This is a genomic window from Candidatus Pantoea floridensis (genome assembly GCF_900215435.1).
Taxonomy (GTDB): Bacteria; Pseudomonadota; Gammaproteobacteria; order Enterobacterales; family Enterobacteriaceae; genus Pantoea; species Pantoea floridensis.
Genome location: NZ_OCMY01000001.1, coordinates 2,813,650 through 2,839,045, shown reverse-complemented (window position 1 = coordinate 2,839,045; position 25,396 = coordinate 2,813,650). Strand labels below are relative to the sequence as shown.

Sequence of the window (25,396 nt, the reverse complement as noted above, 5' to 3'; positions counted from 1 at the left end):
AGTATTGTGAAATCTCTATTTTATTGGGTGTGCAGCCAATCACGGCCGTTGCACAGGGATAAAAATGCCAGGAGTCGCCAGGCCACAATTATGACCAAATATAGCCTGCGGGCGCGAATGATGATTTTGATACTGGCGCCAACGCTGATGATTGGCCTGCTGCTCAGTACCTTCTTCGTGGTTCACCGCTATAACGAATTACAACACCAGGTGCAGGACGCCGGGGCGAATATTATCGAACCGTTGGCGGTCTCCAGTGAATACGGCATGACGTGGCATAATCGCGATGCTATTCGCGAGTTAGTGAGCCTGCTACATCGTCGCCACTCTAATATTGTCCGTGCCATCACCATTTTCGACAACAATAATCACGTCTACGTCACCTCGAATAACAATCAGAATCTGGCACTGCTGCAAAAAGAGGACATCTCCACGCTGGAAGATAGCGTCTCCGTTGAGCGCCAGGGCAATTTGATGATCCTGCGCACGCCGATTATTTCTGAACGCTACTCGGTAGATGAACTCCCGGGCGAAGACGCTAAACCTGCGGGCAATCCGTTAGGTTATGTGGCCATCGAGTTGGATCTGCAATCGGTGCGGCTGGAGCAGTACAAAGAGGTATTTGTTGCCACGCTGCTGCTGCTGTTTTGCTTGTGCATCGCCATGCTGTTTGCCTATCGCCTGATGCGCGATGTCACCGGGCCGATTCGTAATATGGTGACCACCGTTGACCGCATTCGCCGCGGCCAGCTCGATAGCCGCGTCGATGGCTACATGCTGGGTGAACTGAGCATCCTGAAGAACGGCATTAATGCCATGGCGATGTCGCTTACGGCTTATCACGAAGAGATGCAGCAGAATATCGATCAGGCAACTTACGATCTGCGTGAAACGCTGGAACAGCTGGAGATTCAAAACGTTGAGCTGGATCTGGCGAAGAAGCGCGCCCAGGAAGCGGCGCGCATTAAGTCCGAGTTCCTTGCCAATATGTCGCACGAGTTACGCACGCCGCTCAACGGCGTCATCGGTTTTACCCGTCAGATGCTAAAAACCGGGCTGAGTACCAACCAGCACGATTACATGAGCACCATTGAGCGCTCGGCCAATAATTTGCTCAGTATCATCAACGACGTGCTCGATTTCTCGAAGCTGGAAGCCGGCAAGCTGGTACTGGAATCCATTCCCTTCCCGCTACGCGCCACGCTGGATGAAACGCTGGTATTATTGGCACCCTCCGCGCATGACAAAGGGTTGGAAATCACCGTGTGCCTGGAAAAACAGGTGCCAGACAATGTGATTGGTGACCCGCTGCGTCTACAGCAAATCATGATCAACCTGATTGGCAACGCCATCAAATTTACCGAGCACGGTCATATTGATCTGCGCGTTGAACTGCGCAGCATTAACACGACACGTGTCGAGCTGGAAATACAGGTACATGACACCGGTATCGGCATTTCTGAACAGCAGCAGTCGCAGCTGTTCCAGGCATTCCGCCAGGCCGATGCCAGCATTACACGCCGCCACGGCGGTACCGGTTTAGGCCTGGTTATCACGCAAAAACTGGTGAGTGAAATGGGCGGTGAGATTGCGTTCCACAGCCGTCAAAATCAGGGTTCGACGTTCTGGGTACACATTCATCTCGATCTCAATCCGAACGCCCCCACCATTCCGCGCATGTTGGGCGATTTACGCGCCACGCCGCTCGCCTATATTGAGCCACATCCTGCAGTCGCCAAAGCGGTGCAGGAGATGCTGAGCATCACGCCGTTACAGGTGCAGCATTTCACCACTCTGGAAGAGATGCCCGATACGCACTTCCCGCTGCTGTTGATGGGATTGCCGGTTTCAGAGACCCATCCTGCCACGCTGCCCGATGCCTTAATAAAACAGCTGCACGCGCGCGCTGATTCCGTGCTGCTGGCGCTGCCCAGCGAAATGATGCTGTTTGCCGACGATCTGCGGGCTCGCGGCATTGCGGGCTGCATTGCGAAACCGGTATCACTCACGCGCCTGCTGCCAATGTTACTGGATTTAGATGACTGGCAGCGTGATGCGCAGCCGCGAGGAACGCGGCAGCCGCTCACGGTAATGGCGGTGGATGACAATCCCGCCAATCTGAAACTGATTGGCGCCCTGCTGGAGGAGCAGGTACAGCACATTATTCTGTGTGATAACGCCGAGCAGGCCATTCGCCAGGCACGCCTGCACAAACTGGACGTGATTTTGATGGATATTCAAATGCCGGATATTGACGGCATTCGCGCCAGCGAAATCATCCGCAGCCTGCCGCTGCATGCCACCACGCCGATTGTTGCCGTTACCGCGCACGCGCTGGATGGCGAGCGTGAGCAGCTGATTAATGCTGGCATGAATGACTATCTGGCCAAGCCGATTGATGAAGATAAACTCAGCCAGTTACTGCAGCGTTATGCGCCACCTCGCGCGGCGCCACAGCCGCTGCGGCCGGATGTTGCGCCGTCGCTGGATTGGGCGCTGGCACTGCGTCAGGCCGCGAATAAACCCGATTTAGCCCGCGACCTGCTGCAAATGCTGCTCGATTTCCTGCCGGAAGTGGAAGAGCGCGTTGAAAGCGCGATGGCGAGGAACGATGTGGTTGGCCTGCGCGAGATTATTCACAAGCTGCACGGCAGCGCCAGCTACAGCGGCGTACCGCGTTTGAAACAGCTGTGTCAGCAGCTGGAGAAGAGTCTGCATCAGGAGAGCGATATCGAGGCGCTTGAGCCGGAGCTGCTGGAGTTAAGCGATGAGATGGCGAACGTGGCGCGTGAGGCGAGGAAGCTGTTAGCGTTGGGTTAATGTTGTGCCACGTTTCCCCTCACCCCAGCCCTCTCCCGCAAGCGGGCGAGGGGGCTGTCCTATGCGGAGTTGGAGATGAGTGCAAAATACTTCACCTCTACGAACGGTTCACTCACCCACTAGCGGCCGACGGGGCCGTCCTATACGAAGTTGAATTTGAGTGCAAAATACATCGCCTGTCCGAACGGTTCCCTCTCCCACTTGTGGGAGAGGGTTAGGGTGAGGGCAACAGGAAAAACCATCACAACCCCTGCCCCGCCTTTATCGTCGCCGCCACATTGCGCGCCGTCAAGCGCACATTCTGCGCCGCATTCGCCAGCGCTTCTTCCAGGGAGCAGATGCTAAACAGCACGCTGAACACCGCATCTAACCCATGCTGATGCACCACGCCAACATCGGCCGTCAAACTCCCGGCGATGCCAATCACCGGCTTGTGATACAGCTTCGCGACTTTCGCAACGCCGACCGGCACCTTGCCATTGACGCTTTGGCTGTCGATGCGCCCTTCGCCTGTAATCACCAGATCGGCATCTTTCACCTGCTCGGCCAGGCCCAACGCTTCGGTGACGATCTCAATGCCGCTGCGCAACTCGGCCTGACAAAATGCGTGCAACGCCGCGCCCATGCCACCTGCCGCGCCGCCGCCGTCGATATGCAGCACATCAATATCCAAATCGCGATGAATAATCTGCGCGTAGTGTTCCAGGGCCTGATCCAGCTGCTGGACCAACGCTGGCGTCGCGCCCTTTTGTGGGCCGAAAATCGCCGACGCTCCTTTATCACCGGTCAATGGATTGGTGACATCGCAGGCCACTTCGAAGCGACACTGCTTAATGCGTGGATCAAGCTGCTCAATATCAATCCGCACCAGCTGTGGCAACGCGCCGCCACCGAAGGCAATTTGCTCGCCATGCTCATCCAGTAAATGCGCACCAAGCGCCTGCACCATGCCGGATCCGCCATCGTTGGTGGCAGATCCGCCAATGCCGATAATGACGTGGTCGACACCGCGATCGAGCGCATCTTTAATCAGCTCACCGGTGCCAAACGAGGTGGTAATCAGCGGATCGCGCTGCGCGGCCGGCACGAGTTCCAGCCCGCTGGCCGCCGCCATTTCGATAAACGCGGTGCGCGCGTCGCCTGATAAGCCGTAGAACGCATCCACGGGTTTGCCGAGCGGTCCTGTAACCGTCAGCCGGACAATGTTTCCCTGCGTTGCCGCCACCATCGCTTCAACCGTGCCTTCGCCACCGTCGGCAACCGGTATTTTCACGTAGTCAGCTTCAGGAAAGATCTCGCGGAAACCCGCTTCAATCGCCGAAGCCACTTCCAGGGCGGATAAACTCTCTTTATATGAATCCGGTGCGATGACAATTTTCATAGGCAATCCAGCGCGGTTGATGACGGACATCCGTCCTTGCTATGGCAGCGAGCCGCCCGGCATCCGCAGACGCCGGGCGCATGCACTACCGGGTGATCTCAACTTTTGCTAATTTTTCATAATAGCAGGCCAGCGCGCTATGATCCGACGTACCCTGTCCGTCCACTTTTAGCGCCTGCATCATCTCCATCACCGCGGCGGTCAGCGGCAGATGCGCGCCAATCTCGTGTGAAGTGTCCAGCGCATTGGCCAAATCTTTGATATGTAAATCGATACGGAAGCCCGGCTTGAAGTTACGATCCAGCACCATCGGCGCTTTGGCATCCAGCACGGTGCTGCCCGCTAAGCCTCCACGAATGGCCTGATACACCAGTTCCGGATTCACGCCCGCTTTGGTTGCCAGCGACAGCGCCTCCGACATCGCCGCGATGTTCAGCGCCACAATCACCTGATTGGCCAGCTTCGTGACGTTACCCGCGCCGATGTCGCCGGTGTGTACCACCGAACCCGCCATCGCTTTCATGATGTCGTAACACTGGTCGAATACCGCTTTATCACCGCCAACCATCACTGACAAGGTGCCTTCAATCGCCTTCGGCTCGCCGCCGCTCACTGGCGCATCGAGCATTTTGATGCCTTTCGCCGCCAGCGCATCGTGCACTTCGCGGCTGGCTAACGGTGCGATAGAGCTCATATCGATGACGATGAGGCCTGGCTTCGCGCCTTCAATAATACCGTTGGGTCCCAGGCAGGCTTCTTTTACCTGCGGTGAGTTCGGCACCATAGTAATCACCACGTCAACCTGCTCGGCTACCTCTTTAGCGCTTTTCGCCACGGTAGCGCCCAGCTCAACTAATTCTGCTTCGTTGCTGGCATTGTGGTCACGCACCACCAGCGCATAACCGGCTTTCACCAGGTTCTTACTCATCGGTTTGCCCATGATACCGAGGCCGATAAATCCAATTTTCATTGCCTTTCCCCTACGTCAGTTATTTTTTGAATCTGTCACACAGCGCCTGCGTGGCGTTGCGGAAAACACCCAAATCGCTGCCGACCGCCACAAAGCTGGCGCCCCACTCCAGGTAGCGACGCGCATCGGCTTCAACCGGTGCCAGAATGCCGCTCGGTTTACCCGCTGCTTTGGCGCGTTCAAATACGTGTTTAATCACTTTCAATACTTCAGGATGTGCCGGTTGACCGAGATAGCCCAGCGCCGCCGACAGATCGCCCGGTCCGACGAAGATGCCATCAACGCCGTCCACCGCAGCGATGGCATCAATGTTGTCTACTGCCTGCTGGGTTTCGATCTGCACCAGAACGGTAATGTTGTCGTTGATGGTGCTGTTGTAGTCCGACAGCGTGCCGTACATGTTGCTGCGATGCGAAACCGATACGCCGCGAATGCCAGCCGGTGGGTAGCGGGTGGAAGCCACCGCGCGAATCGCCTCTTCCTCGGTTTCCACAAACGGCACCAGGAAGTTGTAGAAACCAATATCCAGCAGACGCTTGATGATAATCGGTTCGTTGCACGGCGGACGCACCACCGGCGCGCTGTGGCTGCCCTTCAGCGCCATCAGCTGCGGCACAAAGGTAGTGATGTCGTTCGGCGCATGTTCGCCATCCAGCACCAGCCAGTCAAAGCCCGCCAGTCCCAGCACTTCGGTGGTGAGTGGATTAGCCAGCGCACACCAGCTGCCAATCAGGGTTTCTCCTGCCAGCAAACGGCGACGAAAATTGTTCGGCCAGGCATTGCTCATTGTTTTCACTCCTGTCGGTTACAGCAGGCTCCCGCGCGGGGAGCCGGAAAAGTTAGCGCACCAGGCACGGACGCTTGTTATCAAAGGTCCAGTTCGGTACCAGGAACTGCATAGCCTGCGCATCATCGCGCGCGCCCAAACCGTGTTGCTGATATAGCGCGTTGGCCTGCATCACCTGATCCATATCCAGCTCGACGCCCAGTCCCGGTTTCTGCGGCACTTGCACCATGCCGCCTTTAATCTGGAACGGCTCTTTGGTCAGTCGCTGATTGCCTTCCTGCCAAATCCAGTGCGTATCGATAGCGGTAATCGCTCCCGGCGCGGCGGCAGCCACATGCGTGAACATCGCCAGCGAGATATCGAAGTGATTGTTAGAGTGCGAGCCCCACGTCAGGCCAAAGTCATGGCACATCTGCGCCACGCGCACCGAGCCCTGCATCGTCCAGAAGTGTGGATCCGCCAGCGGAATATCGACCGATTGCAACGACAGCGTGTGGCCCATCTGACGCCAGTCGGTGGCAATCATATTGGTGGCGGTCGGCATGCCAGTGGCGCGGCGGAACTCAGCCATCACTTCGCGACCGGAATAGCCCTGCTCAGCACCGCACGGATCTTCCGCATAAGCCAGCACGCCTTTCAGCTGCTTGCCGAGCAGAATCGCTTCGTTCAGTGACCAGGCACCATTGGGATCAAGCGTCACGCGCGCCTGCGGGAAGCGCTTCGCCAGCGCCGTTACCGCTTCAGCCTCTTCGCCACCGCGCAGCACGCCGCCTTTCAATTTGAAATCGTTAAAGCCGTATTTTTCGTAGGCCGCTTCCGCCAGACGCACCACCGTTTCCGGCGTGAGCGCCTCTTCATGACGCAGACGATACCAATCGCATTTGTCATTTTCCTGGCTCTGATACGGCAACGCGGTTTTCTTGCGATCGCCGACGTAGAACAGGTAGCCCAGCATCTCAACGCGATCGCGCTGCTGGCCATCGCCAAGCAGTGATGCAACGTTAACGCCTAAATGCTGACCCAGCAGATCGAGCAGCGCCGCTTCAATGCCGGTCACCACGTGAATGGTGGTACGCAGGTCGAAGGTTTGATTGCCGCGCCCGCTGGCGTCGCGGTCGGCAAAGGTGCTGCGCACCAGATTGAGAATGTTTTTGTATTCACCGACGGTTTTCTGCACCACCAGCGCTTCAGCCTCGACCAACGTCTGACGAATCTTTTCTCCGCCTGGGATTTCCCCCACGCCGGTATGCCCGGCGTTATCTTTAATAATGACAATGTTGCGGGTAAAGAACGGCGAATGTGCGCCGCTCAGATTGAGCAACATGCTGTCGTAACCGGCCACTGGGATGACCTGCAGCGATGTAATTTTCGGTGTCTGACTCATTTCCTGCTCCTTAGACTTTATCGCGACCGAAGGCCGGACGCTTGCGGTCGAATGACCAATTGGGCACCAGATACTGCATCGCAGTGGCGTCATTACGCGCGCCAGCCGGCAGTGATGTGTACAGCGCGTTAGCCTGATGCAGGCGATCCCAATCCAGCTCGACGCCAAGGCCCGGCTTATCCGGCACGGCGATTTTGCCGTTGCGAATTTGCAGCGGCTCTTTGGTCAGGCGCTGATCGCCTTCCTGCCAAATCCAGTGCGTATCAATGGCGGTGGGTTTGCCGGGCGCAGCCGCGCCAACATGCGTGAACATCGCCAGCGAAATATCGAAGTGGTTATTGGAGTGACAACCCCAGGTTAAGCCCCAGTCATCGCACAGCTGCGCCACGCGCACCGCACCGCTCAGCGTCCAGAAGTGCGGATCGGCCAGCGGGATATCGACTGAGTTAAGCATTACCGCGTGGTTCATCTCGCGCCAGTTGGTGGCGATCATATTGGTAGCCACCGGCAACCCGGTGGCGCGGCGGAATTCAGCCATCACTTCGCGACCGGAGTAGCCTTGCTCGGCACCGCACGGATCTTCGGCGTAGGTCAGCACATCGCCCATGCCCTTACATAAGCGAATCGCTTCATCAAGCGTCCAGGCACCGTTGGGATCAACGGTGATGCGCGCATCGGGGAAGCGCTTTTTCAACGCCGCCGCCGATTCAATCTCCTGTTCACCGGGCAGCACGCCGCCTTTGAGTTTGAAATCTTTGAAGCCGTATTTGTCCTGTGCCGCTTCCGCCAGACGCACCACGGATTGCGGCGTCAACGCTTCCTGATGACGCAGGTGATACCAATCGTGGCTAGCCCCTTCGCCGGTCAGATACGGTAAGTCGGTTTTACGACGATCGCCGAGATAGAACAGATAACCCAGCACCGTCACTTCATCGCGCTGCTGGCCCGGACCAAGCAGCTCTGCCACCGGCACGCCAAGGCATTGGCCGAGTAAATCGAGCAGCGCCGCTTCCAGCGCAGCAACCGCGTTGACGCGCAGTTCGAAGGTCCAGGCGCCTTTGCCGAAGGTATCAAAGTCCGCCGACTGATTGCCTTTGTGCACCTGCTGCACCAGGCGATTCATGCGTGCCACCTGCTGGCCTTTAACCTGCGGAATCGCCTCAACCAGCGTTTGGTAGATGGTTTCGCCGCCGGGCGCTTCCCCCACGCCGGTATGTCCCGCACTATCGGTGAGCACCACAATATTGCGGGTGAAGCAGGCGCTGTGCGCGCCCCCGATGTTCAGCAGCATGCTGTCGTAACCGGCAACCGGAATCACCTGCATTTCGGTGATCACCGGCGTGCTTTGCGTAGTCATAGTCCGTCCTTATGCTCGGGTTTTCAGTTCGACGCGTTTGATATCGCCCGCAATCACCAGGAAGCTAAACGCGGCGACAAAGGCATGGATACCGACATAAATCAGCGCGCCTTCAAACGATCCGCTGGTGGCGATGATGTACCCGATGGCAATCGGCGTGACGATGCCGGAGAAATTACCGAACATGTTGAACAGACCGCCGCTCAGGCCACTGATCTCTTTCGGTGCGGTATCCGCCATCACCGCCCAACCCAGCGCACCAATGCCTTTCCCAAAGAATGCCAGCGCCATGAAGAACACCACCACCCATTCGGTGTCGGTGTAGTTACACATCACCATCGAAATGGAGAGCAGCATGCCGAGCACAATCGGCGTTTTACGTGCGATATTCAGCGAGCCGGTTTTACGCATCAGGTAATCGGAGATCACTCCGCCCAATACGCCGCCGAGGAAGCCGCATACCGCCGGAATCGAGGCGATAAAGCCGGCTTTCAAAATCGACATGCCGCGCGCCTGCACCAGATATACCGGGAACCAGGTAATAAAGAAGTAGGTTAAGGCGTTGACGCAGTATTGGCCGAGGTAGATGCCCAGCATCATGCGGGAGGTGAGCAGCTGTTTAATCTGGAACCACTTCTCGCTCCAGCTCACTTTGCGTTCGGCTTTTTTAGCATCCATGTTGATCAGCGCACCGCCCTGCTCCATGTACTCCAGTTCGGCTTTGTTGACGCCCGGATGATCGGTGGGATCGTGGATCACTTTCAGCCAGATGAAGCTGAGGATGATGCCCAATCCGCCCATGAACCAGAACACGTGCGCCCAGCCCACTTCTGACACCAGCCAGCCCATGATTGGCGCAAAGATTACCGTGGCGAAATATTGCGCCGAGTTGAAAATGGCCACCGCTGTGCCACGCTCCTGCGCCGGGAACCAGGCCGCGACAATGCGGCTGTTGCCAGGGAAGGAAGGTGCTTCTGCCAGCCCCACCAGGAAGCGCAACATAAACAGCGAAACGATGATGCCAAAGCCGCTGAACACGTCGACAAACCCTTGCAGCAGGGTAAACAGCGACCAGGTAAAGATGCTCCAGAAATAGACGCGTTTCGAGCCGAAGCGGTCAAGCAACCAGCCGCCCGGAATCTGACCGATAACGTAAGCCCATGAGAACGCTGAGAAGATGTAGCCTAATCCGACTGAATCGAGACCGATCTCTTTAGACATCGCCGAACCGGCGATCGAAATGGTGGCGCGGTCACCGTAGTTGAACGAGGTAACGATAAATAACATCACCACAATCCAGTAACGGGCATTGGTGCGCTTTTGCACCGCTTCCGCTGTCTGGCTGAAACTATTCATGATGCACTCCTGAAATATAGCGTGAGCTACATTCGCTCTGACTGCATACACATCGCGTTGGGTATCAGAGAGAAGTTGGGTTAAACACGGCGATTTTTATAGTGGCAATACGATGATGCGTCGTGACGAATAACCTAACGTTGAAGAACGAGAATCAGTATAGGAACAGCCAGGCGGCGATACACTGGAAGAACGCATGAGGATTCGGGGTTATTAGTACTGTTTTTGTGGCATCTGCACATAACGCTGCGGCGTGGCTCACGGAACGGTTCGTTACCCCGTAAAGTTGCTCATTAAACGCACAAGCTAACGATACTTTGTGAGTCTCTTCACTTGCTTTTGGTTAAACGAACCAATTTGCCGTGATAAATCCCCTTAAAGCCAGTCAGTTGCACAATGCGCAGGCCAATACCCCTGCATATACTGAGGCTGGCAAAAAACGATGACGTGATGGAAGCATTTTTAAACCGCGCCGCTATGTACCGCGCGACGAACTGGAAGGTGAGCAATGAACCGTCCTCTGACTGAAAAACCGCTCTATATCAAAGTACACGATGCCGATAACGTGGCGATCGTGGTCAATAATCAGGGATTGCCGTCCGGCACACGTTTCGACGACGGACTGCAGCTAACCGAACATGTGCCGCAGGGGCATAAAGTCGCGCTGAGCAATATCCCACAGGATGGCGCTATCCTGCGCTACGGTGAAGTGATTGGCTACGCGCTACGCCCGATTGCACAAGGCAGCTGGATTGAAGAATCGCTGGTGGCGCTACCCGAAGCGCCGCCGCTCAACAGTTTACCGCTGGCAAACAATGTGCCGCCCGCCCTGCCACCGCTGGAGGGTTATACCTTTGAGGGTTATCGCAACGCCGATGGCAGCGTAGGAACACGCAACCTGCTCGGTATCACTACCAGCGTGCACTGCGTGGCTGGGGTAGTGGATTACGTGGTGCAGATCATTGAACGAGATTTGCTGCCGCGTTATCCCCATGTCGATGGCGTGGTGGCGCTGAATCATCTGTATGGCTGCGGGGTCGCGATCAATGCGCCTGCCGCGGTGGTGCCGATTCGCACCATTCATAATCTCGCGCTCAATCCTAATTTTGGCGGTGAAGTGATGATCGTCAGCCTCGGCTGCGAAAAATTACAGCCGGAGCGTCTGCTGACCGGTACGCCGGACGTGCAGGCCATTTCGCTCGATGATAACGACATTGTGCGTCTGCAAGATGAGCGACTGGTGGGCTTTGGAGCGATGGTGGATGAAATCCTGCAGGTCGCCGAACGTCATCTGAAAAAGCTCAATCAACGCCAGCGGGAAACCTGCCCGGCCTCTGAGCTAGTGATCGGCACGCAGTGCGGCGGCAGCGACGCCTTTTCCGGTGTAACGGCGAATCCGGCGGTAGGCTTTGCTTCTGATTTGCTGGTGCGCTGCGGCGCGACGGTGATGTTCTCGGAAGTGACTGAAGTGCGCGATGCCATTCATCTGCTGACGCCACGCGTGGTGGATGAAACCGTCGGCAAGCGGCTACTGGAAGAGATGGCGTGGTATGACGATTATCTCAGCCAGGGCCAGACCGATCGCAGTGCAAATCCCTCACCGGGTAATAAAAAAGGTGGGCTGGCAAACGTGGTTGAAAAAGCCCTGGGATCGATTGCCAAATCGGGCCGTAGTCCGATCGTCGAGGTGTTGTCACCAGGCCAACGTCCAACCCAGCGCGGGCTGATTTATGCCGCGACGCCCGCCAGTGATTTCGTATGCGGCACGCAGCAGATGGCATCGGGTATTACGTTGCAAGTGTTCACTACCGGGCGCGGCACGCCTTACGGTTTGGCGGCGATTCCGGTGATTAAAATGGCGACGCGCAATGCGCTGGCCGAACGCTGGCATGATTTGATGGATATCAATGCCGGAACCATTGCGACGGGCGAAGAGAGTATTGAGCAGGTCGGCTGGCGATTGTTTGAGTTGATTCTGGATATTGCCAGCGGGCGCAAACAAACGTGGTCAGATCGATGGGGGATCCGCAATCAGCTGGCGGTGTTTAATCCTGCGCCGGTGACGTGATTGCTAATCTGGCAGGTTAATGTAGGGTCGCCATTCATGGCGACCTTATGTATTACAGCAACTTACCCCAGCTCTCCACCCACGGTGACGTTACCGATTCTGGCTCAGGATGTTCCGTCGCATCCACCAGCAACACCTCTCCAACACGCTTGGCGCTTTGATCCTGCAAGGTGACATCGAAGGTTTTACCGGCACCGCAGAAATTGTCATAGCTGCTGTCGCCCAGCCCAATCACGCCATAACGTAGCTCAGGCTGATAACCGAGATCATCACGCACCGCGACATACAGGCGGGCAATGTTGTCCGGGAAGTCGCCCTGACCGGTGGTTGAAGTCACGATCAGCACCACGTCTTTGCTGTAAGCCTGCCAATCCGCCAGCGACGGATCTTCAAATACCTTCACCTCGTGGCCCTGCTCTTCCAGCACCGTCTGTGCTTCTTCAGCCACCAGCAGCGCATTGCCGTAAACCGTACCTGTAAAAATGCCAATCTTTGCCATCTTGCCGCTCCCTTTATTCTGTCGGCTTATCCTGGACTGCATCAAGGGCAAACTCAACCCTGGGAACATCAGGGATCTGATCCTGCCAGCCAAACTGCTCGAGCATCTGCTGCCAGACGCGGTCCAATCCGGCACGGATTATTAGCGGCTCACCGGTTACCGGATGCGTGAAGCTGAGCGCGCTAGCATGCAACATCAGACGGTTAAGCCCAAAATGCGCCGCCGCGCCACGATTCTGCCGCAGATCGCCATGTGCACTGTCGCCAATAATCGGGTGCCGCAAATGCACCATATGACGACGCAGCTGATGCTTGCGGCCGGTATGTGGCGCCATCTCCACCAGCGTATAGCGCGCGGTGTTATAACGACTGATTGCGACCGGCATCTCAACGTGCGCCAGCGCCTGATAATCCGTTACCGCTGGTTGTGCTACGGGTTCTTGCGTGGCGAATTTGTCGGCAATCTTATCCAGCTCTTCCACCAGCGGATAATCCAGCGTCGCACCACCTTCAAGCCAGCCGCGCAGCACCGCATGATAGGTTTTCTGCATGTGATGCTGCTCAAACTGTTGCGCCAGTAAATGGGCAACCTCGCTTGATAAGGCCATCAGCAGCACGCCGGACGTTGGACGATCGAGACGATGCACAGTGAAAACGTGCTGACCAATTTGATCGCGCACCGTTTGCATCACCACCACTTTTTCGTTGCGGTCGAGCCAGCTGCGATGCACCAGCCAACCAGCCGGTTTATTCACCGCGACCAGCCATTCATCTTGATAGAGGATTTCGAGCATCAGACAGCAGCGTCCTGGAAGAGCGCGTCAAACTCATTGAGAACCAATAATAATGCAGCATAACCGGGCGTATCGTTCGGCAGTGCCACTTCATAATAGGGTGCGATAGCGAAGTTTTGCGGCAGTGGAGCACCGCTCTCGAGTAGCGCATAAAAACGCGGCATCAATACCCATTGCAGCCACTGCAGCGGCTCCATGGTGTCGAGACAGAAAGGCTCGGTACTGGCGAAGGCATTCGCCTCAGGCGATTGCGTCTGCCAATGGTCGTGCTCGCGCATCACCGTTTCGACCTGCTGCAGGCGCTGAATAATCATTTGCGACGACATGCGCCACCTCCAGAGAAAAATTGGGCGGCAAGCATATCATCAGTCGCGCGATGCGCAAAAAACGCATAAAAAAAGGGAGCACTGTTGTTACAGTGCTCCCGGTTTTCGTTCGCAGCATTCCAGCCACCGCAGTGCTCCCTGCTCATCCATGACAACTTTTCCTGCGCTATCCATCGCTTGTCATCATGACATGAATCCTTAGCATCCTGGCCCGCCACAATCCGCGTGGCTCTCATTCTCCGTCCTGGAGGTGTCCCTGACTCAATCCTGAGTGTCCTGCTTCATCCTGAAGCCTTCCATGTGCCGTAAACTCCGTTACGTTCCCGCCTCCTGGCTGACTTTCTCCTGAACGTCTCTTAATCCTTAGCATCCTGCCAGTGGTGACTATTCTCCCAGAAACCATCACAATAACAACCAGGTAAGAGGTGTTAATGGATCAAGTCCTGTCTTGTTTTTCAGATTGATACCATAAGTTCATGATTCACAATCTTTTTACATCTCCGGTTTCCGGAAGTCTGCAGAATGATCAAGCGATCTCTTACACCTCACGTGAGAGATCTCTCACAGCAGCCACGCGAAAAATCTGTAGCTCATCCACTAACCGGTTGTAAATCATTAAGAAATGTCTTAATGCTTTGTGACAACACCTCACGCTTTTTAGTACCAGGCTCTTCTAGAATAACCTCCCCGGTAAGATTACACAGGGCAATCACCTCACTCTCCGAGTCGGTTGTGGCGACAAATAGGGTTGGCGCTTGTCTTAAGCGGCGCTTCATAACCAGGTGCCCAATCAGATTCTCCTGCAAGCGAGTGAAATCAGCCTCGCTCCACACCTGCAGCAGCGTCACCGGCTGCTGCTCAAATGAGGCCGTCATATCGCCGGCAAATTGCGTGGTATAGAACGCCGTGATTTCGGGCTGCAGCTGAATATCCAGCGCACGCTCTACTGCTTCAAGCGTAGCGGGCAGAGTAAAGGGCTGCGGCTGCCACAGCACGCGATCGTTCAGCGTGCTGATAATACATTCGGAAGGAACGCCAAGTAGATCTGTGCTGGCAGGTAAATGCCCTGTGTGTTGCTGCCAATGGCTTACGTAGCGGGCGGTAAACTCACGCAGAGCCTCTGCGGTTTGCTGCATCATTCATATTCTCGTCGGTGTTGGGTTACACTTATCCACTTTGATGAAATTTAGTGGTAACCGTTATGTCTTCTGAAAACCGCGATCCGGCACTAAGCGGCCTGACCTTAGGCAAGCCCACGGCTTATGTCGATCGCTACGATAACACGCTGCTGCAATCCGTACCGCGCAGCCTGAACCGTGAACCGCTAGGACTTTACCCTGATAGTCTGCCTTTTACGGGCGCAGATATCTGGACGCTGTATGAACTCTCCTGGTTGAATAGCAAAGGCGTACCGCAAGTGGCCGTAGGTGAAGTGGTACTGCGCGCCGATAGCCAGAACCTGATCGAGTCCAAGAGCTTCAAGCTTTATCTTAACAGTTTTAACCAGACAGTTTTCGCTGACTGGGGCGAAGTACGCCAGACGTTAGAGCGCGATCTCAGCGCCTGTGCCAACGGCGACGTCAGCGTGGCACTGTTTCGTCTGAACGAAGTGGAAGGCCAACCTATTGGTCACTTCAGCGGTGAAGTGATTGACGAACAAGATATCGAAATTCACGACTACGCTTTCAATGCGGATTATCTGGCGCAGGCAACAGGACGCGAGAGTGTCGAAGAAACGCTGGTCAGCCATTTGCTGAAATCCAACTGTTTAATCACCAATCAACCCGATTGGGGATCGGTGATGATTCGCTATAAAGGTCCACGTATCGATCGCGAAGCACTGCTGCGTTACCTGATCTCCTTCCGCCAGCACAATGAGTTCCATGAACAGTGTGTTGAGCGCATTTTCAATGATATTCAGCGCTTTTGTCAGCCAGAAGCTTTAACCGTTTATGCGCGCTATACCCGTCGTGGAGGCCTGGATATCAACCCATGGCGCAGCAACGTGCCCTTCTCTCCGGGATTTTCCCGCTTGGTTCGCCAGTAACAGATTGCGAGACGCCTCGCAGGCCGCTGCACGGATGCGCGGTTCCTCTTGAGCATTCACGGCGGACAACGTTACTCTGGTGAAGGCGCGATCGTTACAGCAGGCGCGACCAGGGATTTTCGTCACTGCGCTCAATATGTTAAGCGTAGCGTCATCAGTCACGCATTTGCGTGTAAAGGAGTTCTCTTGATTACACATATCAGCCCCCTTGGCTCGATGGATCTGCTTTCACAATTTGAAGTCGATATGCTGAAGCGCACGGCGAGCAGCGACCTGTATCAGCTTTTCCGCAACTGTTCTCTTGCGGTACTTAATTCTGGTAGCCAGACCGATAGCAGCCACGAATTGCTTTCACGCTTCGAAAACTTTGATATCAATGTGTTGCGCCGTGAACGCGGTGTGAAGTTAGAGCTCATCAACCCGCCGGAAGAAGCCTTTGTTGATGGCCGTATCATCCGTTCGCTGCAGGCCAACCTCTTCGCCGTGCTGCGTGACATTCTGTTTGTAAATGGTCATCTCTCCGCGATCGAGCGTTTCCAGCCAGAAGATACCGAAGATTCCGCGCACATCACCAACCAGGTATTCTCGATTTTGCGTAACGCACGTGCACTTCATATCGGCGAATACCCGAACACGGTGGTGTGTTGGGGTGGCCACTCCATTAATGCGGTGGAGTATCAATATTGCCGTAATGTCGGCACCCAAATGGGCCTGCGCGAACTCAACATCTGTACCGGCTGCGGGCCGGGTGTGATGGAAGCGCCAATGAAAGGTGCCGCGGTTGGCCATGCACAGCAGCGCTATCATGACAGCCGCTTTATCGGCCTGACTGAACCTTCAATCATCGCCGCTGAGCCACCGAATCCGCTGGTTAATGAATTGATCATCATGCCGGATATCGAAAAACGCCTCGAAGCCTTCGTGCGTATCGCCCACGGCATCGTGATTTTCCCCGGCGGCGTAGGGACGGCCGAGGAACTGCTGTATCTGCTGGGTATTCTGATGAATCCGCACAATCGCGATCAGGTATTGCCGCTGATTCTAACCGGACCAAAAGAGAGCGCCGATTACTTCCGCGTACTGGATGACTTCATTGTTAACACGCTGGGCGAAGACGCGCGTAAGCATTACAAAATCATCATTGATGACGCAGCTGAAGTGGCGCGTTTGATGAAGAAGGCCATGCCGCAGGTGAAAGAGTATCGTCGCGAAACCGGCGATGCATACAGCTTCAACTGGTCAATTCGTATCGCACCCGATCTACAGGTGCCCTTCCTGCCAACGCACGAGAACATGGCTAACCTGAAGCTGTTCCCGAATCAACCTGCCGAGCAGTTAGCGGCAGACTTACGTCGTGCCTTCTCCGGGATTGTGGCCGGTAACGTTAAAGAGGTGGGTATCCGCGAAATTCGTGAAAAAGGGCCGTACAAGCTGCATGGCGATGCGGATCTTATGCACCGCATGGACGAACTGCTGCAGGGCTTTGTTGCGCAGCAGCGTATGAAGCTGCCGGGCAGTGCTTACACGCCCTGCTATGAAATCATCAAATAACCTCTCAGGAAGGCAGCCTGCGGGCTGCCGCTATCGCTATGTCGCTTCATCTTCTTATCATTGATGCATTAAACCTGATTCGTCGCCTGCATGCCGTTCAAGGCTCGCCGTGCCGTGATAGCTGTGTTGCGGCTTTGCATCAGCTATTAGGTCACACACAGCCCACGCACGTGGTGGCGGTTTTTGATGGCGTTGAGCGTCAACCGGGTTGGCGTCATCAACTTCTGCCGGATTACAAAGCGGGCCGCCCGCCAATGCCAGACGATTTACATCATGAAATGCCGGCCTTACAGGAAGCCTTTCGCGTCGCGGGCGTCAGCTGCTGGGTAGCCGATACCGATGAAGCCGACGATCTCGCCGCTACGCTGGCGGTAAAAATGGCGGATGCCGGTCATCAGGCGACGATTGTGTCCACCGATAAAGGCTACTGCCAGCTGCTGGCACCCAATATTCGCATTCGCGACTACTTCCAGAAGCGCTGGCTGGATGTACCTTTTATCGAGCAGGAGTTTGGTGTCTCACCGGTGCAGTTACCGGATTACTGGGGATTATGCGGCATCAGCAGCAGTAAAATCCCGGGCGTTCCAGGGATTGGCCCAAAAAGCGCGCGCGAGTTGTTAATGCAGTTTGGCTCGCTGGATGCGATCTATCAGCAATGGGAAAAAGTACCGAGCAAGTGGCAGGGAAAATTGCAGGAACAGCGGGAAATGGCAGAAATTTGTCGGCAAGTATCAACGTTAAAGCGGGATTTGGTGTTGCAGGGCAATCTCAACACGTTGAGATATCAAGCTAAATAGCGGTCGCCATAAATGGCGCCCCTACGAAACAGTTCGTTATCAAACGCATCCTGCGTTTCGTTATCAAACGCATCCTGGCGTTTCGTTATCAAACGCATCCTGCGAAATAATTTGCGCTACAGCAAGGCGGCAAGTGCGCGAGTCCCCGGGAGCATACATCAGTATGTGACCGGGGCGAGCAAACGCAGCCAACGCAGCTGCAGCGCAAAGTATGAAGCAGGATTAGCGCTCGTCGCGACGGCCGCCAACTGCCGCCCAAAGACGACGTACATGAACGGTGACTTCTTCGCGATCGTGATACAGCTGGCGTGCCTGGATTTGCGCATTGATGCCCTGCGCTTTTAGCGCGTCATCAATCATTGCCAGGTTCTGCGTAACCTCTTCGTAGCGCTTCTTCATCGGCAACTTGAGATTGAAGATGGCTTCACGACACCAGCCATTCACCAGCCATTCGGTCATCAGACTGGCCACGCGCACCGGTTTTTCCACCATGTCGCACACCAGCCAACTGATGTTGGTACGCGGCGGACGAAATTTAAATCCGTCTTCACGGCAGTGAGTGACCTGTCCGGTATCCATCAGGCTTGGCGCCATTGGACCGTTATCGACCGCAAAAACCCACATGCTGCGTTTCACCAATTGATAGGTCCAACCGCCCGGGCAAGCGCCGAGATCGACGGCGTACATGCCGCTGGCTAAACGCTCATCCCACTCATCGGCGGGCACGAACACGTGAAAAGCTTCTTCGAGCTTCAGCGTCGAACGGCTCGGTGCATCCGAAGGAAACTTCAGACGCGGAATGCCCATGTAGAACGGCGAGTTGTTTTCTGGCAGCGAATAGCCAACATAACAGGTACCTGGCGCAATAAAGAAGACGTGCACTACCGGGCGTTTCGCCGTTTCATAGTTAAGCAGGATTTTGCTTTCACGCAGGCTGGCGCGCAGCGGTACGGTTAATTTACGGCAGAACTTAGTGAGTTCCTTCGCTTCATTGGTGTCTGGCACTTCAACCCGCAGTTCACCGCCTTTCTCCACCACGCCGGTCAGCATACCGACAATCGGGGTGATGCGATCTTCCTGGGGTAAATCACGCAGCAATTCGCCAACCACTAACATCTGACGCGCAAAAATCAGCTCAGCAAACGGCAACGTTTGGATCAGCTTCTCCGCGTCTTCCGGTTGATAGCATTCATACAGCACATAACCCGAGTCATCTTTTACGCGTGGGAAACCGTAAACTTCGCGTTCAGCCGCTTTCGCGCTGATTTCTGCCGCACACTCTTTCTCAAATCCCGGACGGCAATAGAGTAAAACTTTATTCATGGCGATCTGCCTTTCGTTTCAGACGCAGTGCGCCAATCAACATCAAGAACCAGCCAATCAGGAAGCACAAGCCGCCCACTGGCGTAACAAAAACCCAAAACTTCATATGCGACAGCGCCAGACAATAGAGACTGCCACTGAACAACACGGTACCCAACGCCATCGCGGCGCTACTCCAGTAAAACCAGATATTGGCGCGGCGCAGCATAGCGGCTCCCAAGCCAATGACCGCAAGCGTGTGATAAGCCTGATATTCGAGGCCGGTATGTATCCACGCCATTTCAGCAGGACCGAGCGATTTGCTCAGCACATGCGCCCCGAAAGCACCAAATGCCACCAGCAGAAATCCGCTAATGGCAGCAAAAACAAACATGGCACGACTGGACATCAAAGAATCCTCAAGGTATTGCGCACGTTACCGTGCAGCCATTAACGCGTTAATGATCGTAGCGAAAACGGAATTTTTCTTGTTCATTGGCCGCTTTTTCCAGGATCCACTGGCGAAAGGCGGCTATTTTACCCAGTTCTGCCTGGCTGTCATGACAAACCAGATAAAAAGCATTTTTACTGACCAATACATCGTTAAAAGGACAGACCAGACGCCCGGCTTCGATTTCACTCTGCGCCATCACATTGTTGGCCAGCGCCACGCCCTGGCCATGAATGGCCGCCTGTAGCACCATCGCACTGTGACTAAAAATCGGCCCCTGCTGCACATTAATATGCTGCAGGCCGAGCTGGCGAATATACGATTGCCAATCACGGCGCGACGCATCATGCAGCAACGTGCAGTGCGCCAAATCCGCAGGCGATTTGAGGGGATGATCGCCAGTGAGCAACATCGGAGAACAAACCGGCAGCAAATATTCGGCGTACAATTTTTCCACGCGCAGGCCCGGCCAGTTACCGCGACCATAGAAAATTGCCACGTCGACATCGTCGGCTAATTTCTCTTCGTCGCGGTCCACCGCCTGAATGCGTACGTCGATGCCCGGATAAGCCATATTAAAGCTGGAAAGGCGAGGCACCAGCCACTGAATGGCGAAGCTTGGTAGCAAACTGACGGTCAGCGCGCCCTTAGCGCTACGCGCTTGTAACTTGCGCGTTGCATCATTCAGTGCGGAGAAAATCTCCTTGATATCCAAATAGTAGCTTTGCCCTTCTTCCGTCAGTAAAAGCGAACGATTCCTCCGGCGAAACAGCTTTAGACCAAGGAAATCCTCCAGAGATTTAATCTGATGGCTGACAGCAGCCTGGGTAACAAACAGCTCTTCGGCGGCTTTGGTAAAGCTTAAATGACGGGCAGCAGCATCAAAGACGCGTAGGGCATTGAGCGGCGGAAGGCGTTTAGACATGGTTTTCCGTATCCGGATTGATAAGGTAATACTTCAACTTATACAAAGTCGCTACGTATTAGTTTTTTTAATCCGAGACATTATAATTTGTCCGTTGAGGAAGCTCCAGCAAATACCTATAGTTGCCGCACTTCCTAAGCCGGAACGAAAAGATTTCTAGAAACGTGCGAGAGATCGCAGACTTTTGGAGAGCTTTTGGCTTGTGGTCGTGATGTTGTGTTTGCATTTTGATCTGACGCTTGCAGATCAAGCTTTTAATTCCTGTAGATTTACCCTGTCTGTCCATAGTGATTTTAAATAGCACCGCAAATTGCGGTGCTTTTTTTTACGTCTTTACTGACCCATCTCTACCATCTCTTTGACATCAGAGCGGTTAATCTGCTGCTTGTTGCCATTGGCATCCTTATAGCTGATCATACCGGTTTCATCATCAACTTTGGGTTTGCCATCGGCTACGATAGTGCGACCATCGTTAGTGTGCATGACATAATTGCTGGAACAAGCGGTCAGGGTAAAGGCCATGGTGCACACGGCCAGCACTGCGGTGAGTTTATTCATCTTCTATCTCCTTGCAGATTGATTGCATTAAACCACCCGCATGCGCCAACCAGCGGTGGCACTAGTGAAATCGACCAAGAATCGCGACTCGATATGCGGGTTTCGGTTCAAACCTTGCAATAATTAGCATAACGCGCTTTTCCAGCTTTGCCAGGCAACCGGCCAGCTTTCGTCCTGGTCCTAACATGATTAAGAGTGGGCTGAGTATGACCATTTTTTCCCCTGGCGCCTTTCGCCAGCAGTTTCCCGCGCTGAGCGATGCCGGTATCTATCTTGATAGCGCTGCCACTGCATTAAAACCGCAGGCCGTGATTGACGCTACCACGCAGTTTTATAGCTTAAGCGCCGGCACCGTACATCGCAGCCAATTCGCCGCTGCCCGCGCACTGACGGAAAAGTATGAGCAGGCGCGCGGTCTGGTTGCTGGCTGGCTTAACGCGGCTGACGATCGTCAGATTGTCTGGACGCGCGGCACCACTGAGGCGATTAATCTGGTCGCCAATGGCTGGCTGGCACCGCGCCTGCAGGCAGGTGATGAGATTGTGGTGAGCGAAGCCGAGCACCATGCCAATCTGGTGCCGTGGCTGATGGTGGCGCAGGCCTGCGGCGCAAAAGTGGTGAAATGGCCGCTGGGTGCCGATCGCCTGCCGGATATCGCTCAACTGCCCGCTTTGCTCAACGGCCGCACCCGATTACTCGCCGTGGGTCAGATGTCGAACGTCACCGGTGGCTGCCCCGATCTGGCGCAGGCAATTCGTTTAGCCCATGACGTGGGCGCAAAAGTGATGGTCGATGGCGCGCAGGGCGTGGTGCATTGCCCACCCGATGTACAGGCGCAGGATATCGACTTCTATGCGTTCTCAGGTCACAAGCTTTATGGGCCAATGGGCATTGGCGTGCTGTATGGCAAGGCTGAATTACTGGAGGCGATGCAGCCATGGCAGGGTGGCGGCAAGATGCTGACGCAGGTTGATTTCAACGGGTTCACACCGCAGCCGGTGCCGTGGCGCTTTGAAGCTGGCACGCCGAATGTGGCGGGCGTGGTGGGATTAAGCGCTGCATTGGAGTGGCTGGCGCAGCATCATGCCGAAAAGGCCGAAATGTGGAGCCAGCAACTGGCAAGTCTGGCTGAAGAGCAATTGAGCGAGATCCCCGGCTTCCGTAGCTTTCGCTGTGGCAATGCCAGCCTGCTGGCGTTTGATATAGAAGGTATTCACCACAGCGATATCGTTACGCTACTCGCCGAGCAAGGTATTGCGTTACGCGCCGGGCAGCACTGTGCGCAACCCTTAATGGCGGCGCTGGGCGTCACTGGCACATTGCGCGTCTCATTCGCCCCCTATAATAATCTGCAGGACGTGGATGCGCTGGTGCGCGCCATGCACCACGCCATTGACCTACTGAGTGAATAATCCCATGACATCATCCCTGCTCGCTCCGCATCCGTTTGGCGATTTGATTACTGAAGCCAGCCTGACAGAGAAATTTACCCATTTTCATCAGTGGGAAGATCGCTATCGTCAGCTGATCCAGCTCAGCCGCCAGCTGCCTGCATTATCGGAAGAATTAAAGACAGCGGAAATCGAGCTAAGTGGCTGTGAGAACCGCGTCTGGCTCAGTAGCCAGCTGCTGAACAACGGCACGCTGCACTTTTACGGCGACAGTGAAGGACGTATCGTGCGTGGTTTACTGGCGGTGTTATTGACGGCGGTAGAAGGCAAAACGCCAGCCGACTTGCTTGAGCAAGATCCGCTGGCGCTGTTTGATACGTTAGGTTTGCGCGCGCAGCTGAGTGCATCGCGCAGCAGCGGTTTACAGGCGCTGGCGGATGCGGTGCAACGCGCCGCACGCGAGCACACTCAGGCCGTTTGACGCGCCGCCTTAGCAAGAAACTTCTTCAGCGCATGAGCAACCGCCACAAAGCCAAAGGTGGCGGTTACCATGGTGGCAGCCCCAAACCCGGCGGCACAATCCATGCGTTTTGGCCCTTCGGCGGTACTCCGTGAGGTACACACGCTGCCATCAGGCTGCGGATACATCAGCGCTTCTGTCGAAAACACGCAGTCGATGCCGAGCTTTCCTTTACTGTTCTTCACCACGCCAAAATCGCCTTTCAATCGTTCGCGCAGCTTGGCCGCCAGCGGGTCCTGAATGGTTTTCGCCAGATCGCTAACCTGAATCTGCGTGGGATCGATCTGGCCGCCTGCGCCGCCAGTGGTGATCAGCGGGATCTTGTTACGCCGACACCAGGCAATCAACGCCGCTTTCGGACGCACGCTATCAATCGCATCAATCACATAGTCAAATCCTGCGGACAACAGTTCAGCGGTATTCTCCGGCGTGATGAAATCATCAATGCAAATCACTTCGCATTCAGGGTTGATAGCACGCATCCGCTCCGCCATGACCTCGGTTTTCGCCTGGCCAACTTTACCCTGCAGCGCATGAATTTGCCGGTTGGTATTGGTGATGCAAACATCGTCCATATCGATCAGGGTGATTTTACCGATGCCGGTGCGCGCTAGCGCTTCCGCCGCCCACGAGCCCACGCCGCCAATACCAATCACACAAAAATGGGCGTCGGCAAAACGCTGTAACGCATCCTGCCCATATAGACGCGCCGTGCCGCCAAAACGTTGACGCCAGGCATCGCTTACCACAGTCATAACAAACCTTTCTCAACAAGACGGAACATCAATTAGACCCCAATAGCAGTGAACCATTGTTGCCATTTTGTGGGTTGCTAAACACCGGCTGACCGGTGCCCGGCGCGGCTTTCAACACCCAAACGCGACCATAATGGTTGTAAAATCCGGCCAGATGCGCGGCATCCGGGCCCACGCCCTGATAGATATCGAAGTGCTGGCCTTTAATCGCGCCGCCCACATCTAGCGCCACCATCAAGCGCATCTCATATTTTCCGTTGAATTTACCCTTCTCGTTCAGCTGCGGCACTTCCGCTAATAGCACGGTCCCGGCAGGGATCAGCGACCGATCGGATGCAACCGAAGCCTTAGCGATTAGCGGCACCGCGCTGGCACCGCGAACCGGCACGTACTCTTCTGGCTTGAAAAACACGAAGGATTGGTTGGTTTCCAGCACCGAACGCACTTCCTGCGGCGAATGGTCTTGCGCCCACTGACGAATTGCCTGCATCGACATATCTTCGCGCTTCACTTCACCGCGATCGATCAGCTCTTTTCCGACGCTGTGGTACGCCCAGCCATTTTTGCCGCCGTAGCCAAAGAAGCGCAGCGGGCGACCATCACCAAAATCAACATAACCGCTGCCCTGCACATCCATCATGAAATTATCGATCAGCGAATTGCTGTAAGCGATCACGTAGCGCTCATCAAGGCCGCCACTATAGATAGAAGCGCGGCTCGGCAGTTTCTGTCCGCGCGGACGCGGTGGCATGCGATAGATTGGATACTGGAACTCGCCCTGACGGGTATAACGCGCTTCCACTACCGGCGTGTAGTAGCCAGTGAATTGCACGTTGCCATAATTGTCGGTGCCTTCCATCTGATAAGCATTCAAACCAAACTGGTTGAGCTGGCGCGTATCGGCACCGGACAGCAGCCAGTTTTGCACCGCGCTATAGGTGCCGTTGTTGCGTCCGAACAGACCGGAAGAGGCCGTTTGAATCTGCACAACCTGATCGCTAAAGTCTTTACCGTTGACCGGACGCCCTTTGGCATTGGGCTGATTCACCAGCCCGAGCGGCTGCTCCAGCTTGCCATCGATATATTGCTGACCACGATCGGTCGGTTTAGAACTACAACCCGCTAACAGCGCGAAAAATGCGCCAGTCAGTGCATACTTCGCCCAATGTCCTTTCATACCCTTCTCTTTTTATCGATTGTTTGCCCGGCGACGATAGCAAACGGGCGGAGAGAATGAAATCCACCACAACCTGCCTTGCTCACATCTGTATAATAAAGCGACGATTGGCGACTTTATTCATCAACTAACTGTAAATTTAGTGATTTGTCTCAAAAAGGAGTTGCATCGCCGCGCGTCC

23 protein-coding genes are annotated in these 25,396 nt (G+C 55.2%); 7 read left to right on the top strand and 16 right to left on the bottom strand.

The annotated features are described in order from the left end of the window. The first annotated feature begins 90 nt into the window (after positions 1 to 90). A complete protein-coding gene (gene barA / locus CRO19_RS13240; RefSeq protein WP_097096234.1) occupies positions 91 to 2,820 on the top strand; it encodes a two-component sensor histidine kinase BarA in 2,730 nt (909 codons plus the stop codon). Positions 2,821 to 3,061: 241 nt separating this feature from the next. Here the strand turns inward: barA and CRO19_RS13235 are convergent, their stop codons facing one another. The 6 genes from CRO19_RS13235 to CRO19_RS13210 all read right to left on the bottom strand — a co-directional run bounded on the left by CRO19_RS13235 (position 3,062) and on the right by CRO19_RS13210 (position 10,055). Next, a complete protein-coding gene (locus CRO19_RS13235) occupies positions 3,062 to 4,201 on the bottom strand; it encodes a glycerate kinase (RefSeq protein ID WP_097096233.1) in 1,140 nt (379 codons plus the stop codon). A gap of 85 nt (positions 4,202 to 4,286) precedes the next feature. Further along, on the bottom strand, positions 4,287 to 5,171 hold the full coding sequence (garR, locus tag CRO19_RS13230; RefSeq protein ID WP_097096231.1) for a 2-hydroxy-3-oxopropionate reductase: 885 nt from the start codon (positions 5,169 to 5,171) through the stop codon (positions 4,287 to 4,289). A 19-nt stretch (positions 5,172 to 5,190) separates the two neighbouring features. Continuing rightward, a complete protein-coding gene (garL, locus tag CRO19_RS13225) occupies positions 5,191 to 5,958 on the bottom strand; it encodes a 2-dehydro-3-deoxyglucarate aldolase (protein ID WP_097096229.1) in 768 nt (255 codons plus the stop codon). Positions 5,959 to 6,010: 52 nt separating this feature from the next. Further along, on the bottom strand, positions 6,011 to 7,342 hold the full coding sequence (gene gudD / locus CRO19_RS13220) for a glucarate dehydratase (protein WP_097096228.1): 1,332 nt from the start codon (positions 7,340 to 7,342) through the stop codon (positions 6,011 to 6,013). Between the two features lie 10 nt (positions 7,343 to 7,352). After that, on the bottom strand, positions 7,353 to 8,699 hold the full coding sequence (locus tag CRO19_RS13215; RefSeq protein WP_097096226.1) for an enolase C-terminal domain-like protein: 1,347 nt from the start codon (positions 8,697 to 8,699) through the stop codon (positions 7,353 to 7,355). Positions 8,700 to 8,708: 9 nt separating this feature from the next. After that, entirely contained in the window at positions 8,709 to 10,055 is a 1,347-nt protein-coding gene (locus CRO19_RS13210; protein ID WP_097096225.1) for an MFS transporter, read from the bottom strand. 508 nt (positions 10,056 to 10,563) lie between these two features. Here CRO19_RS13210 and garD point away from each other — a divergent pair. After that, complete coding sequence (gene garD, locus CRO19_RS13205; protein ID WP_097096223.1) at positions 10,564 to 12,123, top strand: galactarate dehydratase; 1,560 nt, start codon at positions 10,564 to 10,566, stop codon at positions 12,121 to 12,123. Between the two features lie 52 nt (positions 12,124 to 12,175). On the opposite strand, the gene CRO19_RS13200 is transcribed toward garD, so the two are convergent. From CRO19_RS13200 to syd, 4 genes are all read right to left on the bottom strand, one after another. Further along, positions 12,176 to 12,622 carry a flavodoxin gene (locus CRO19_RS13200; protein WP_097096222.1) on the bottom strand — a complete coding sequence of 149 codons (447 nt, stop codon included), beginning with the start codon at positions 12,620 to 12,622 and terminating at the stop codon, positions 12,176 to 12,178. Positions 12,623 to 12,635: 13 nt separating this feature from the next. After that, a complete protein-coding gene (truC, locus tag CRO19_RS13195) occupies positions 12,636 to 13,415 on the bottom strand; it encodes a tRNA pseudouridine(65) synthase TruC (protein ID WP_097096220.1) in 780 nt (259 codons plus the stop codon). Further along, the gene (locus tag CRO19_RS13190) at positions 13,415 to 13,741 is read right to left on the bottom strand and encodes a YqcC family protein (RefSeq protein ID WP_097096219.1); all 327 of its coding nucleotides are present in this window, start codon (positions 13,739 to 13,741) and stop codon (positions 13,415 to 13,417) included. Before CRO19_RS13190 ends, truC begins: the two co-directional genes overlap by 1 nt. 590 nt (positions 13,742 to 14,331) lie before the next feature. Continuing rightward, positions 14,332 to 14,880: a SecY-interacting protein gene (syd, locus tag CRO19_RS13180; protein ID WP_097096217.1), complete on the bottom strand. Its 549-nt coding sequence runs from the start codon at positions 14,878 to 14,880 to the stop codon at positions 14,332 to 14,334. 62 nt (positions 14,881 to 14,942) lie between these two features. On the opposite strand from syd, the gene queF reads away from it, so the two are divergent. From queF to xni, 3 genes are all read left to right on the top strand, one after another. Continuing rightward, positions 14,943 to 15,788 (top strand): NADPH-dependent 7-cyano-7-deazaguanine reductase QueF, encoded by an 846-nt coding sequence (queF, locus tag CRO19_RS13175; RefSeq protein ID WP_097096216.1) that lies wholly within the window; start codon positions 14,943 to 14,945, stop codon positions 15,786 to 15,788. Between the two features lie 186 nt (positions 15,789 to 15,974). Continuing rightward, entirely contained in the window at positions 15,975 to 17,339 is a 1,365-nt protein-coding gene (ppnN, locus tag CRO19_RS13170) for a nucleotide 5'-monophosphate nucleosidase PpnN (RefSeq protein ID WP_097096215.1), read from the top strand. Between the two features lie 38 nt (positions 17,340 to 17,377). Beyond that, positions 17,378 to 18,136 (top strand): flap endonuclease Xni, encoded by a 759-nt coding sequence (xni, locus tag CRO19_RS13165; RefSeq protein WP_097096213.1) that lies wholly within the window; start codon positions 17,378 to 17,380, stop codon positions 18,134 to 18,136. 222 nt (positions 18,137 to 18,358) lie between these two features. Here the strand turns inward: xni and rlmM are convergent, their stop codons facing one another. The 4 genes from rlmM to CRO19_RS13145 form a co-directional block, all read right to left on the bottom strand. Then, on the bottom strand, positions 18,359 to 19,459 hold the full coding sequence (rlmM, locus tag CRO19_RS13160; protein WP_097096211.1) for a 23S rRNA (cytidine(2498)-2'-O)-methyltransferase RlmM: 1,101 nt from the start codon (positions 19,457 to 19,459) through the stop codon (positions 18,359 to 18,361). Continuing rightward, positions 19,452 to 19,847, bottom strand: coding sequence for a DUF423 domain-containing protein (locus CRO19_RS13155; RefSeq protein ID WP_008109570.1), 396 nt, complete (start codon positions 19,845 to 19,847; stop codon positions 19,452 to 19,454). Before CRO19_RS13155 ends, rlmM begins: the two co-directional genes overlap by 8 nt. 49 nt (positions 19,848 to 19,896) lie before the next feature. Beyond that, a complete protein-coding gene (locus CRO19_RS13150; RefSeq protein WP_097096210.1) occupies positions 19,897 to 20,814 on the bottom strand; it encodes a transcriptional regulator GcvA in 918 nt (305 codons plus the stop codon). Between the two features lie 333 nt (positions 20,815 to 21,147). Continuing rightward, on the bottom strand, positions 21,148 to 21,372 hold the full coding sequence (locus CRO19_RS13145; RefSeq protein ID WP_097096208.1) for a YgdI/YgdR family lipoprotein: 225 nt from the start codon (positions 21,370 to 21,372) through the stop codon (positions 21,148 to 21,150). A gap of 206 nt (positions 21,373 to 21,578) precedes the next feature. Between CRO19_RS13145 and csdA the strand changes: the two genes are divergently transcribed. Then, a complete protein-coding gene (gene csdA / locus CRO19_RS13140) occupies positions 21,579 to 22,784 on the top strand; it encodes a cysteine desulfurase CsdA (protein WP_097097657.1) in 1,206 nt (401 codons plus the stop codon). A gap of 4 nt (positions 22,785 to 22,788) precedes the next feature. After that, a complete protein-coding gene (csdE, locus tag CRO19_RS13135) occupies positions 22,789 to 23,244 on the top strand; it encodes a cysteine desulfurase sulfur acceptor subunit CsdE (RefSeq protein WP_097096207.1) in 456 nt (151 codons plus the stop codon). Here the strand turns inward: csdE and tcdA are convergent. Next, positions 23,232 to 24,038 (bottom strand): tRNA cyclic N6-threonylcarbamoyladenosine(37) synthase TcdA, encoded by an 807-nt coding sequence (gene tcdA, locus CRO19_RS13130; RefSeq protein WP_097096205.1) that lies wholly within the window; start codon positions 24,036 to 24,038, stop codon positions 23,232 to 23,234. The two genes, csdE and tcdA, sit on opposite strands and share 13 nt — an antisense overlap. A 28-nt stretch (positions 24,039 to 24,066) precedes the next feature. After that, on the bottom strand, positions 24,067 to 25,215 hold the full coding sequence (mltA, locus tag CRO19_RS13125; RefSeq protein ID WP_097096204.1) for a murein transglycosylase A: 1,149 nt from the start codon (positions 25,213 to 25,215) through the stop codon (positions 24,067 to 24,069). Positions 25,216 to 25,396: the final 181 nt, after the last annotated feature.